Annotated in this window: 12 protein-coding genes and 1 pseudogene; 7 read left to right on the forward strand and 6 right to left on the reverse strand. The window is 71.8% G+C overall.

The window, feature by feature from the left end:
- Positions 1–13 precede the first annotated feature (13 nt).
- A pseudogene (locus tag ABZ453_RS27045) lies at positions 14–448 on the forward strand (alkaline phosphatase D family protein); the annotation flags it as partial.
- Here ABZ453_RS27045 and ABZ453_RS27050 read toward each other — a convergent pair.
- Complete coding sequence (locus tag ABZ453_RS27050; protein WP_359018558.1) at positions 435–1463, reverse strand: Gfo/Idh/MocA family oxidoreductase; 1029 nt, start codon at positions 1461–1463, stop codon at positions 435–437. The pseudogene ABZ453_RS27045 and the gene ABZ453_RS27050 overlap by 14 nt on opposite strands.
- 87 nt (positions 1464–1550) lie before the next feature.
- Between ABZ453_RS27050 and ABZ453_RS27055 the strand changes: the two genes are divergently transcribed.
- From ABZ453_RS27055 to ABZ453_RS27075, 5 genes are read left to right on the forward strand one after another with little or no spacing between them, the layout of a single operon-like run.
- Entirely contained in the window at positions 1551–2849 is a 1299-nt protein-coding gene (locus ABZ453_RS27055) for a multidrug effflux MFS transporter (protein ID WP_359018560.1), read from the forward strand.
- Positions 2801–3994 carry a serine hydrolase domain-containing protein gene (locus ABZ453_RS27060; RefSeq protein WP_359018562.1) on the forward strand — a complete coding sequence of 398 codons (1194 nt, stop codon included), beginning with the start codon at positions 2801–2803 and terminating at the stop codon, positions 3992–3994. The genes ABZ453_RS27055 and ABZ453_RS27060 overlap by 49 nt, the downstream gene beginning before the upstream one ends.
- A gap of 12 nt (positions 3995–4006) precedes the next feature.
- Entirely contained in the window at positions 4007–5002 is a 996-nt protein-coding gene (locus tag ABZ453_RS27065) for a small ribosomal subunit Rsm22 family protein (RefSeq protein ID WP_359018564.1), read from the forward strand.
- 25 nt (positions 5003–5027) lie between these two features.
- Positions 5028–5723, forward strand: coding sequence for a TetR/AcrR family transcriptional regulator (locus tag ABZ453_RS27070; RefSeq protein ID WP_359018566.1), 696 nt, complete (start codon positions 5028–5030; stop codon positions 5721–5723).
- Positions 5724–6458 carry a bifunctional DNA primase/polymerase gene (locus ABZ453_RS27075; protein WP_359018568.1) on the forward strand — a complete coding sequence of 245 codons (735 nt, stop codon included), beginning with the start codon at positions 5724–5726 and terminating at the stop codon, positions 6456–6458.
- A 143-nt stretch (positions 6459–6601) separates the two neighbouring features.
- On the opposite strand, the gene ABZ453_RS27080 is transcribed toward ABZ453_RS27075, so the two are convergent.
- The 4 genes from ABZ453_RS27080 to efeO are packed head-to-tail and all read right to left on the reverse strand — an operon-like array spanning position 6602 to position 10884.
- A complete protein-coding gene (locus ABZ453_RS27080) occupies positions 6602–7594 on the reverse strand; it encodes a hypothetical protein (RefSeq protein WP_359018570.1) in 993 nt (330 codons plus the stop codon).
- Positions 7554–8426 carry an iron uptake transporter permease EfeU gene (efeU, locus tag ABZ453_RS27085; protein ID WP_359018572.1) on the reverse strand — a complete coding sequence of 291 codons (873 nt, stop codon included), beginning with the start codon at positions 8424–8426 and terminating at the stop codon, positions 7554–7556. Before efeU ends, ABZ453_RS27080 begins: the two co-directional genes overlap by 41 nt.
- A 3-nt stretch (positions 8427–8429) precedes the next feature.
- Positions 8430–9719, reverse strand: coding sequence for an iron uptake transporter deferrochelatase/peroxidase subunit (gene efeB, locus ABZ453_RS27090; protein WP_359018574.1), 1290 nt, complete (start codon positions 9717–9719; stop codon positions 8430–8432).
- Between the two features lie 13 nt (positions 9720–9732).
- Positions 9733–10884, reverse strand: a complete 1152-nt coding sequence (gene efeO / locus ABZ453_RS27095; RefSeq protein ID WP_359018576.1) for an iron uptake system protein EfeO — start codon at positions 10882–10884, stop codon at positions 9733–9735.
- Positions 10885–11103: 219 nt separating this feature from the next.
- On the opposite strand from efeO, the gene ABZ453_RS27100 reads away from it, so the two are divergent.
- Positions 11104–11760: a PhzF family phenazine biosynthesis protein gene (locus ABZ453_RS27100; protein ID WP_359018578.1), complete on the forward strand. Its 657-nt coding sequence runs from the start codon at positions 11104–11106 to the stop codon at positions 11758–11760.
- 15 nt (positions 11761–11775) lie between these two features.
- Here the strand turns inward: ABZ453_RS27100 and map are convergent, their stop codons facing one another.
- Entirely contained in the window at positions 11776–12633 is an 858-nt protein-coding gene (gene map, locus ABZ453_RS27105) for a type I methionyl aminopeptidase (protein ID WP_359018580.1), read from the reverse strand.
- Positions 12634–12655: the final 22 nt, after the last annotated feature.

Here is a 12655-nt window from a genome sequence, read left to right on the forward strand (position 1 = left end):
CGGGCGTTGTGGACCCGACAAGGTCTCCATGGACGCCTGGGACGGCTACCCGGCCTCCCGCCGCCGCCTCCTGGACGGCGCCAAGGCGGCCGGGGTGGCCAACCTGATGGTGGTCGGCGGCGATGCGCACGTGGCGTACGCCGTCGACATCAAGGACGACTTCGACGACCCGTCCTCGCCCACCCTGGGCACCGAGATCGTGGCCACCTCGATCGCCAGCGGCCAGGACGGCACCGAGAAACCCGCGAACTGGGACACGGACATGACCGCCGACCCGCACCTGAGGTTCTACGACGGCCGGCGCGGCTATGTGAAGGTCACGCTGGAGGAGACGGCGGCGCGGGCCGACTTCAAGGCCGTGCCGTACGTGACCACGACCGGCGCGCCCGTCCCCACCGCCGCCTCCTTCGTGACGGAAGTGGGCGCGCAGGGGCTCAAGCCGGCGTGAGGGCCGGGTCCGGCGCGCCGTCCTCCCCCGGGTAGCGGACGCCGACGCGCTCACGGATCGCGTCGAGCGTCCGCATCACCGCGAGGGTGCCGTCGAGCGGCACGAGCGGCGACTCGGTTTCACCGGCCCGCAGCGCGCGCATGACCTCGCGGGCCTCGTGCCGGAGACTGTTGCGCGGCCCGTCCGCCGGATCGGCGGCGAACTCCTCCGGGTCGCGGCCGTCCCGGTGCAGCACGAACCGGTCCGGGAAGAAGAAGCCGTGCGGAAGGTCGATGCGGCCCTGCGAGCCGGTGACGGAGGCCGAGGTCGCCGTACCGCCGACGATGGAGCAGTGCACCGAGGCGAGAGCGCCGCTCTCGAAGGAGAGCAGTGCACCCGTCTGGAGATCGACGCCCTCGTCGGAGAGCACCGCTCTCGCCGTCACGTCCGACGGCTCCCCGAGCAGCAGCTGCGCGAACGACACCGGGTATACCCCGAGATCCAGCAGCGAGCCGCCGCCCTGCGCGGGGTCGCGCAGCCGGTGCGAGGGCGGGAAGGGCCCCGCTAGCCCGAAGTCGGCCTGCACATGGCGCACCTCGCCGATCGCGCCGTCCTCGACCATCCGCTTCAGCCGCCGCACGAGCGGATTGCAGTACATCCACATCGCCTCCATCAGGAAGCTCCCGCGCTCCCGCGCCAGCGCGACCAGCTCCTCGGCCTCGCGCGCGTTCAGCGTGAACGCCTTCTCGCACAGCACGTTCCGCCCGGCCTCCAGACACAGACCGGCGGCCGCCCGGTGCGCCGAGTGGGGGGTGGCGACGTACACGACATCGATGTCCGCGTCCGCGGCGAGGGCGGCCCAGTCGCCGTAGGCCCGCTCGATGCCGAACCGCTCCGCGAACGCCTTCGCCGACGCCTCGGTCCGCGAGGCCACCGCCACCACCTCGGCGTCCGGCAGATCGACGAGATCGGCCGCGAAAGCGGCCGCGATCCCACCGGTCGCCAGGATGCCCCACCGCACACGCTCCGCCGTCATGTCCGCCCCACCCTCGCTCGTGCGATCCTCGCCACTGTGTACGAGCTGAGAGCATAGGTGGCGTATCGAATGGAAAGGGAGGGGCACATGGCCGAGCAGGGGGCCTCGACACCACAGCTGACACAGGCGGCCGGAGCGGAAGCGGAACCGGCCGCCGTCCGCGCCGTACGCCGGACCGGTCTGCTCGTCACCTTCATCCTGGGCGGCCTCACCGCCACACCGCCGCTGGCGATGGACATGTACCTCCCCTCGCTGCCCGAGGTCACCCACGCCCTGCACGCCCCCGCCGCCACGGTCCAGCTCACCCTGACCGCCTGTCTGCTCGGCATGGCGCTCGGACAGCTGGTGGTCGGCCCGATGAGCGACAAGTGGGGCCGTCGCCGTCCGCTGCTCACCGGCCTCGCGGTGTACGTCCTCGCCACCGCCCTGTGCGCGTTCGCCCCGAACGTCGAGGCCCTGGTCGCCTTCCGGCTGGTGCAGGGCCTCGCGGGCGCGGCGGGCATAGTGATCGCCCGGGCGGTCGTGCGCGACCTCTACGACGGCACGGCGATGGCCCGCTTCTTCTCCACCCTGATGCTGATCTCCGGGGTCGCCCCGATCGTCGCGCCGCTGATCGGCGGACAGATCCTGCGGGTGACGGACTGGCGCGGGGTGTTCGTGGTCCTCACCGTCGTGGGTCTGCTGCTCGGCGCCCTGGTGTGGACGCGGCTGCCCGAGACCCTGCCGCGCGCCGAGCGGCACGCGGGCGGTGTCGGCGAGGCCCTGCACTCGATGCGCCGGCTCCTGGCCGACCTGCCCTTCACCGGCTTCATGCTGGCGGGCGGCTTCGCGTTCGCCGCGCTGTTCGCCTACATCTCGGCCTCCCCGTTCGTCATCCAGGACATCTACGGCGCCTCCCCGCAGACTTTCAGCCTGCTGTTCGGCCTGAACTCCGTCGGGCTCGTGATCGTCGGGCAGATCAACGGGAAGGTGCTGGTGGGGCGGGTCAGCCTGGAGAAGGTCATGGGCGTGGGCCTGGCGCTGGTGATCGCCGCCGCGACCGCGCTGCTGCTGATGTCGACCGGCACCCTCGGCGCGGTGGGCCTCGCCCCCGTCGCCGCCGCGCTCTTCGTCCTGATGTCGGCGATGGGTGTGACACTGCCCAACGCCCAGGCGCTCGCCCTGATGCGCACCCGGCACTCCGCCGGCTCCGCCTCCGCGCTGCTCGGCACCTCCTCCTTCCTCATCGGCGCCGTCGCCTCCCCGCTGGTCGGGATCGCCGGCGAGCACACGGCCGTACCGATGGCCGTTGTCCAACTGGTGGCCGCACTGGTGGCCCTGGCCTGTTTCATGGGAATGTGCCGTCCCTGGAACACACGTGCGGATACGGAGGGAGCAGGGAGCTGAGCGCGCCGAGACTGCGCGGCGACACCGCGGAACGGGCCGGACTCGATCCCGTGGAGCTGCGTCACCTCGTCCAGGAGGTCACCGACCTCACCACCGGGGCACGCCCCTGGGCCGCGGGCACCGTCGTGGTCGCCGGACGCGGGCCGGTGATCGCCGTCGAGGAGGCGGCGGGGTGGGCCGTACGGTACTCCGGCTACGACGAGGAGACCGACGCCGGCATCGAGCTGCCGGCCGCGGCACGCGTCCCGATGACCGTCGGCACGCCCTTCGACCTGGCCTCCCTCACCAAGCTGTTCACCTCCGTCGCAGCGGTCCAGCAGATCGAGCGGGGCACCCTCGGCATCGACGCCCGGGTGGGCGCCTACCTGCCGGAGTTCCGGGCGGCGGCACGGCACGGGATCACCGTGCGGGAACTGCTCACGCACACCTCGGGACTGCGGCCCGAACTGCCGCTGCACGACTGCGCGGACGACACCGGGCGCATGGCGATGCTGCAGGCCGAGGCCCCCATCGGCGTGCCCGGCACCTACACCTACTCCGACCTCAACATGCTGCTCCTGCAGTACGTCCTGGAACGCGTCACCGGCCGCACGCTGGACGTCCTGGTCCACGAGGGCATCACCAGGCCGCTGGGCATGACCGCCACCGACTTCCGGCCCTGCCCCGGCGCGGCGGCGACCGAGGACCAGCGGCGGCCGTGGGGCAAGGCGGACCGGGGGATGCTGCGGGGCGTCGTCCACGACGAGAACGCGTGGGCGCTCGGGGGAGTGGCCGGGCACGCCGGGCTCTTCTCCACCGCCGGGGACCTCGCGGTGTTCTGCCGCACCCTGCTGGCCGGCGGCTCCTACGGCCCCGCCCGCATCCTCGGCCCGGACTTCGTGGAGCTGCTGCTGACGCCCCCCGGCCTGGGCTTCGCGGTGGACCAGCCCTGGTTCATGGGCGAACTGGCGGGACGCGGGGCGGCGGGCCACACCGGCTTCACGGGCACGTCACTGGTCCTGGACCCGGCGACGGACACCTTCCTGGTGCTGCTGGCGAACACCGTCCACCCCCGAAGACGGCAGCCGGACAGCAGACCGCGGGCGGCCGCGGCCACCCGACTGGCACGGGCCGTACGCGGGAGCGGACCGGCCGCCAGAACCTGAGAGAATCCCCCGGTGAACGCCCCCGTACCCCCGGCCGAGACCCTCCGCTCCACCCTCGCCGCGCTTCTCGCCGGCCTGCCGCCCAAGCAGGCCGCGCACGCCGTCGACCGGCTGATCGCGAACTACCGGGGCGACACCCCCACCGACGCGCCCATCCTGCGCGACCGCGCCGACGTGGCCGCCTACGCCGCGTACCGGATGCCGGCGACGTTCGAGGCGGTACGGGCCGCCCTGGACGCCTTCGCGGCGGCCGTGCCCGGGTTCGTGCCCGCCACCCACACCGACCTCGGCGGGGGCACCGGGGCCGCCACCTGGGCCGTCAGCGCCACCTGGGGCGGCGAGCGCGACGTCACCGTGCTGGACTGGTCCGAACCCGCCCTCGCCCTCGGCGAGGAACTCGCCGTCGCCAACCCGGGGCTGCGGGGTGCCCGGTGGCAGCGCTCGCGTATCGGAGCGGCGCTCACCCTCGAGAGCACCGATCTCGTCACCGTCTCCTACGTCCTCAACGAACTCACCGAGCCCGACCGCGCCGCCCTCGTCGACGCCGCCGCGGCAGCCGCCCGGGCCGTCGTGATCGTCGAGGCCGGCACCCCCGCCGGATACGCCCGCGTCATCGAGGCCCGCCAGCGGCTGACCGACGCCGGGTTCCACGTCGCCGCCCCCTGCCCGCACAGCGCCCCCTGCCCGATCGCCCCCGGCACCGACTGGTGCCACTTCTCCGCCCGGGTCAGCCGCTCCTCCCTGCACCGCCGGGTCAAGGGCGGCTCACTGGCGTACGAGGACGAGAAGTTCAGCTATGTCGCCGCCACCCGCCTGCCCGCCGCCCCCGCCCCCTCGCGGGTGATCCGGCGCCCGCAGATCAGGAAGGGCCAGGTCCTCCTCGACCTGTGCGAGCCCGACGAACAGCTGCGCCGCACGACCGTCACCAAACGCCACGGCGACCTCTACAGGGCGGCCCGGGACGCCGACTGGGGCGATGCCTGGCCGCCGGACGCGGCACGGCCGTAGAAACGCGACCCGATACCGTCGGACCATGGTCAAGAAGTCCGCGCCCGACTCCGCCCGCCGCAGCGAGAAGTCCCGTCGCGCGATCCATGACGCCGCGCTCGCCCTCGTCGCGGAGGTCGGATACCCGAGGACGACCGTCGAGGGGATCGCCGCGCGGGCCGGCGTGGGCAAGCAGACCATCTACCGGTGGTGGTCCTCCAAGGCGGAGGTCCTGCTGGAGGCCTTCCTGGACCTGGGCGAGCGGACCGCGCGGGAGGCCGGGCAGGAGCCCTGCACCATCCCGGACACCGGCGACCTCACCGCCGACCTCAGGGCCGTACTGCGGGCGACCGTGGACGAACTGCTCGACCCCCGCTTCGACATCCCCTCCCGCGCGCTCGCCGCCGAGGGCCTCGTCAACGAACGGCTCGGCCGTGAATTCGTCGCCAAACTGCTCGAGCCGCAGCTCCAGTTGTACGTCGAGCGGCTGCGCTCGGCCCAGGACGCCGGGCAGGTCCGCGCCGACGTCGACCCGCGCATCGCCCTGGAACTCTTCGTCTCACCCCTCGCCCAGCGCTGGCTGCAGCACACCGGCCCGATCTCCCACGCGTACACCGACACCCTCGTCGACTACGCCCTGTACGGCCTCGCCCCCCGTCGACAGGGACCCCGACACCCCGAAGCGGTGGAAGATGGGACCATAGGGCATGCTGTTCCGCACGACAGCGAGGCGAGGGGATAGATGAGCGCGGAGTTCGGCGGTCGAACCGGCCGGCAGGGCAAACTCTCCCAGTGGCTGCGCGGACGCCGCCCCAAGGAGGACGGCGCCGACGACGGCGGCCGCGAGGCCCTGCTGCTGGCCGCCGCCGGGGCGGGCCTGCCGCTGGCCCCCGCCGCCCACCCCGCCCCCGGCTACCGCTGCTCCTGCGACCGCGTGGGCTGTCCCACGCCCGCCCGCCACCCCGTGTCCTTCGCCTGGCAGACGCAGTCCACCACCGACCGCGCCCAGATCGAGCGCTGGGCCCGCCACCAGCCGCAGGCCAACTTCATCACCGCCACCGGCATGGTCCACGACGTCCTGGACGTGCCGCTGGAGGCCGGCCGGGAAGCGATGGCGCGGCTGCTGGACGCCGGCGTCGACGTCGGCCCGGTCGCCGAGAGCGACGACGGCCGGCTGCTGTTCTTCACCCTCACCCGGGGCACCCCCGAGGACGAGGACGAGTGGTGGCCCTGCGAGCTGGACTGCCACCCCGAGACCATGGACGAGCACCCCGGCCTGCGCTGGCACTGCCGCGGCTCCTACGTCCTCGTACCGCCCGCCCGGCTCCCCGGCGACCAGGGCGTGCACTGGGTGCGCGGCCCCGAGCACCCGCTGCCCGACCCGCTGACCCTCCTGGAGACCCTCACCGACGCCTGCGCCCGCCACGCCGGCGAGGGAGCCGACCACGCGAGCACGGCCTGGCCCCTGCGCCACTGAGCGGCCGGGGCGGCCCTGGGTCCTGTGGCGAAGGTCCCGGCTGCCCGGCAACCAGGGCGTGCACTGGGTGCGCGGCCCCGAACCCCGTTGCCCGACCCGCTGACCCTCCTGGAGACCCTCACCGAGGAGTGGCCAGGGCGGTCCTAGGACCCCTGGGCCGCGGTCAGCCCCTCCAGGCGGGATACCACCGACACCGGGCCGCTGCCCTTCGGGTCCACGGCGACCCCGTTCGAGACGAACTCCATCGTCAGCGACTGCTTGATCTCGCCGCTCGTCAGCGCCTGCACGCTCGCGTTCGGCGTGGGGATCGAGGCGCCCGCCGCGGCGGTCTCCTTCTCGTAGCGGCGGGTGGTGAAGAACACCAGCGCGCCGCCGTCCGCCGTGCGCAGCGCCAGCGGGGCGTAGTCGCCGCTGGTCAGCGGTTCGTCGATGTACTGCGTGACCAGGCCGGGCTTCTTCGCGTCCTTCGCCCGGTCGGCCCGCCAGCCACTGGTGTGCGGTCCGTCGGCGAAGGTCTTCCCGCCGTTCTTCAGGTACGTGGTGTAGGTGCGGCTCATGTCCTGGGGCGAGACGGCCAGTTGGGCGGAGTCCGCGGGGACGGCCTGCGCCCAGCCGTCCTGGTCCGTCCTGATCCGCGGCAGCGAGCCCGGGGTGATCAGCGTCAGGTACGCCACCTGGAAGGGCTCGGCCAGGCTGCCGCGGGTGAACACCAGCAGCCAGTGCAGGTTGCCGCCCTTGTTGCCCTTGGCCTCCGCGACGAACCAGCGCGGCCAGCCGGCCTTCTTGGGGATGATGAACGTGGCGTTCGTCAGCTCCAGCGGCGTGTGCGCGGGATTGCCGGCCGGGCTCGTCCGGTGACCGGCCTTCAGCCGGGCCGCGTCGATGTCCCCGAGGGCGCCGGTGACATGGTCGGCGTCCAGCGAACTGTCGTACGCCTTGTCCGCCTTGTTGTACGCGGCCGTGAACTGCGTCAGCGCCTTGGCGGCCTCCGCGCGGGTGGAGGCGGGGAGCACCTCGCGCTCCCCGTGCACCACCACGCACCCGCTCGCCGTGAGCGACAAAGCGGTCACCGTGGCCGCTATCAGTACCCTCCGGTCAAGCCTGCGGAGCCTTCGAGGGCCGCGATCCCTGGTCATCAGGTGCCTTCACCTTCCCCTTCCCGGAGGCGAACCCTACCGGGGCGAAGAACACCGCGAGCGTCGGGATCAGGTACAGCAGCCACACCGTGACCTGGAGGACGGTCGGGTCGGGCTGGAAGTTGAACACGCCCTTCAGCAGGGTCCCGTACCAGCTGTCCGGCGGGATGGTGCCGGAGATGTCGAAGGCCAGACTGGTCAGGCCGGGCAGGATGTCGGCCTCCTGCAGATCGTGGAAGCCGTACGCCAGTACGCCCGCCGCGACCACGACCAGCATGCCGCCGGTCCAGGTGAAGAACTTGGCCAGGTTGATCTTCAGCGCGCCCCGGTAGAACAGCCAGCCCAGGAAGACAGCCGTGGCCAGACCGAGGGCCACGCCGATCAGCGGCCGCGGGGTGCCGTCGCTCGCCGCGTGCACCGACGCCCACACGAACAGCGCGGTCTCCAGGCCTTCTCGGCCGACGGCGAGGAAGGCGGTGGCGACCAGCGCGCCCGTGCCCATCGCGAGGGCCGCGTCCAGCTTGCCGTGCAGTTCGGACTTCAGATGCCGGGCCGTGCGCCGCATCCAGAAGACCATCCACGTCACCAGGCCGACCGCGACGATCGACAGGGACCCGCCGAGCGCCTCCTGCGCCTGGAACGTCAGCTCCTGGGAACCGAACTCCAGGAGGCAGCCGAAGCCCATCGCGATCAGGACGGCGACGGAGATGCCGATCCAGATGGGCCGGATGGCGTCCCGGCGCCCGGTCTTGACGAGGTAGGCGATCAGGATGCAGACGACGAGGCTGGCTTCCAGGCCCTCGCGCAGGCCGATCAGATAGTTGGAGAACACGGGCTACGCCTCCTTGGCGAACAGCGTGCTGCCCCACCAGTCGTCCTGGTCGCGGACGCCCGGCGGGACGGCGAAGACCGCCGAACCCACGTGCTGGATGTACTCGTTGAGCGCGTCCTGCGCCGACAGCCTGCGCTGCAGCGGGATGAATCCCCTGCGCACGTCACGCTGGTAGGCCAGGAAGAACAGGCCCGCGTCCAGCCGGCCGAGGCCGTCGGTGCCGTCGGTGAAGGAGTAGCCCCGGCGCAGGATGGTGATCCCGTTGTTGGAGTCGGGGTGCGCCAGCCGCACGTGCGCGGTGGGCTTCATCGCCTTCAGGAACGGCTCGTCGTGCTCCTTGGCCTTGCCGACCGGCGCGCCCTCGCCCTTGTCCCGGCCGAAGACGTCCTCCTGCTCCTGCAGCGAGGTGCGGTCCCAGGTCTCGATGTGCATCCGGATGCGCCGGGCGACCAGGTAGGAGCCCCCGGTCATCCAGTCCGGTCCGTCCTTCTCGCCGACCCACACGAACTTCTTCAGCCGGTCGGTCTCCGTGCCCGCGATGTTGCGGGTGCCGTCCTTGAAGCCCATCAGGTTGCGCGGGGTCTGCGCGTCCGGGGTCGTGGAGGAGGTCTTGCCGAAGCCGAGCTGCGACCAGCGGATGTTGACCGTGCCCATGCCGATGCGGGCCAGGTTGCGGATCGCGTGCACCGCCACCTGCGGGTCGTCCGCGCAGGCCTGGACGCACAGGTCGCCGCCGGTGCGGGACTTGTCCAGGTTGTCGCCGGCGAACTGCGGGAGGTCCACCAGGGCCTCCGGCCGCTGGTCCGCGATCCCGAACTTCTCGCCGTACTTCTCGAACAGGGACGGACCGAAGCCGATGGTGAGGGTCAGCCGGGAGGGCTTCAGGCCCAGCGCCTCGCCGGTGTCGTCCGGCGGGGCCTCGGCCAGACCGCCGTACGCGCCCTCGCCGACCGCCTTCCCGGCCGTCATCCGGCGCGCGGCCTCGGTCCAGTCCTTCAGCATCCGCACGAACGCGGCGCGGTCGTCGGTCTGCACGTCGAACGCGGCGAAGTGCAGCCTGTCCTGCACCGGTGTGGCGATGCCCGCCTGGTTGGCGCCGTGGAAGGCGACCGCGGCGCCCGTCTCGGCGGCGGCCGGGTCCACGTCGTCGCCGACGCGGCTCATCGCGACCGCGCCGCCGGCCGCGGCGGCACCGAGCGCGAGGCCGGCACCGCCCCAGCCGATCAGGGAACGCCGGGAGGGCTGGTTTCGCGCGGAGGTGTCCGCGGTGGTGGCTTCCTGAGTGTCCGTCATGGTCGTCTCGTCCCTACTTCACGACGGCGGCGGCGAGCTTGGACAGGGGCTCGGCGAGCGCGTTCACCGCGTCCGAGAGCTCCTTGCGCTGCTCCTTGGTGACGGTCGCGTACGACACGAAGCCGTTCTGCGCCTTGTCCTGCGCCTTGGTGGAGCGGTACTTGTCGAGCGTGCTGTTCAGCGCGGCGAACTGCGTGTCCAGCTCGGTGGTCAGCGCCGTGTCGTTCTTCTGTGCGACCGGCTTGAGCAGTTCGTACGCCTTCTGGGCGCCCTCGACGTTGGCCTTGAAGTCGCTCAGGTCGGTGTGCGAGTAGCGGTCCTCCTCGCCGGTGACCTTGCCGGTGGCGACCTCGTCGAGCAGTTCCTTGGCGCCGTTGGCCATGGAGGTCGGGGTGATCTCCGCCTTGCCGACCCGCTGCTGCCAGTCCTTCAGATCGGTGACCAGTTGGTCGGCGAGGGTCTTCTGCTCGGTGCCGATCTTCTTGTCCTGCCACAGCGCCTTCTCCAGCGCGTGCCAGCCGGTCCACTTCTGGCCGGCCTCCAGGCCGTCGGCGCGGGTGTCGGTCTTGGGGTCGATGTCGCCGAAGGACTCGGCGATCGGCTCGGTGCGCTCCCAGCCGACGCGGGAGGGGGCGTAGGCGTTCTGCGCGGCGGTGAGGTCGCCCTTCTTGATCGCGGCGGCGAAGGTCTCCACCTCGGGGACGGTCTGGTCGGCCTGCTCCTGCGCGTACTCGCGGTAGGCGGCGACCGCCTTGTCCAGCCGGGGGTCGCGCTGGGCGACCGCGCCGGAGCCGGTGACCGTGAGCTTCTGGCGGACGCCGTGCCCCTTCATGCCGGGACGGCAGGCGATCTCGTACTCGCCCGCCTTGACCTCGGCGGTCAGGGTGTACTTCGTTCCCGGCCCGATGTTCTCCTTCTCCGACACGATCCGGTCGTCGGGGAAGAGGATCTCCACCTCGGTGGCCTTGGAGCCCTTGTTCTCGATGCTCAGCGTGACATGACCGGCCGGGGTCGACTTCGCGGAGGTGTCGCACGTGGAGTCCGCGGCGGTGACCCGTATCGCGTCCTTGGTGTCCGCTTTGCTCTTCTCGGTGCAGCCCGTGACGGCGGTCAGAGCCGCCGCTGTGGCAACGGCGGTGACGACGGAGAGTCTGGCGGCTCGCATGCAGGCTCCAAGTGATGGCGAGAAATCGCGTGTCGGACGGACCAAAGATTGGTGAGGCTCGCCTAACTTACCTAAGGCTTACCTGCGTGATACCCAGCCATACGGTGATTCAGCTCTCATGGACGCCGCAGGGGCACGGGACGATCACGCCGACCCAAAGCAAACCCCAAGCAATGGTCAAGGGACATTCAAGGCCGCGCTGGATGTTTCAATGCCCCCGTGACCGACTACGACGTGCTCCGCGTCTTCTGCGCGCCCAACGGCGGATACGGCAACGAACTCGGCGTCGTCCGCGAGGGATCCGTCATGCCCGACCCCGCGGAGCGACAGGCGTTCGCCGCGAAGCTCGGATTCAGCGAGACCGTGTTCGTCGACGACCCCGAGCGCGGCGTCATCGACATCTACACGCCTTCCGTACGCCTGCCCTTCGCCGGCTACCCCTGTGTCGGCGCGGCCTGGCTGCTCGACGTGGAGGAGCTGGTCACGCCGGCCGGCCTGGTCGGGGCGCGCCAGGACGGGGAGTTCTGCTGGATCGAGGCCCGGGCCGAGTGGATCCCGCCGCGCACCCTGCGCCAGTACGCCTCCGCCGCCGAGGTCGACGACCTGCCCGTACCGCCCAAGGGCGAATGGGTCTACGCCTGGGCCTGGGAGGACGAGGCGGCCGGCCGGATCCGCGCCCGCGGCTTCCCCGGCCGCGACGACGGCATCGACGAGGACGAGGCGACCGGCGCCGCGGCCCTGCTGCTGACCGACCGCCTGGGCCGCGCCCTCAACATCACCCAGGGCGCCGGCTCCCAGATCCTCACCGCCCCACAGCCGTACGGCTGGGTGGAGATCGGCGGCCGGGTCTACCTGGAACGCCAGCCGGAGCGCTGAACCCCCGGCGACCGGCTACGGCAGCGTCAGGATGTCCGCGCCGGTCTCCGTCACCACCAGCGTGTGCTCGAACTGCGCCGTGCGCCTGCGGTCCTTGGTGACGACCGTCCAGCCGTCGTCCCACATGTCGTACTCGTGCGTCCCGAGCGTCAGCATCGGCTCGATCGTGAACGTCATGCCCGGCTGCATCACGGTCGTCGCGTGCGGGCTGTCGTAGTGCGGGATGATCAGGCCGGAGTGGAACGACGAGTTGATCCCGTGCCCCGTGAAGTCCCGCACCACCCCGTAGCCGAACCGCTTGGCGTACGACTCGATGACCCGCCCGATGACGTTGATCTGCCGGCCCGGCCTGACCGCCTTGATCGCACGGGTGAGCGACTCCCGGGTGCGCTCCACCAGCAGCCGCGACTCCTCGTCCACGTCCCCGACCAGGTACGTCGCGTTGTTGTCGCCGTGCACCCCGCCGATGTACGCCGTCACGTCCAGGTTGACGATGTCGCCGTCCCGCAGCAGCGTCGAGTCCGGAATGCCGTGGCAGATCACCTCGTTGACGCTGGTGCACAGGGACTTCGGGAAGCCCCGGTAGCCGAGCGTCGACGGATAGGCCCCGTGGTCGCACATGTACTCGTGCGCCACCTTGTCCAGCTCGTCGGTGGTCACCCCGGGCGCGATGAGCTTGGCGGCCTCCTCCATCGCCCGGGCGGCGATCCGCCCGGCGACCCGCATCGCCTCGACCGTCTCGGGCGTCTGCACCTCGGGCCCGGTGTACGGCGCCGGCGCGGGCTTGCCGACGTACTCGGGCCGGCGGATGTTTCCGGGCACGGAACGGGTGGGAGAGAGCTCCCCTGGAACGAGCAGCGACTGGCCAGACATGCCAGCGAGTCTAACGAGCCGG

The organism is Streptomyces sp. NPDC005799 (genome assembly GCF_040630525.1).
Classification (GTDB): Bacteria; Actinomycetota; Actinomycetes; order Streptomycetales; family Streptomycetaceae; genus Streptomyces; species Streptomyces griseorubiginosus_B.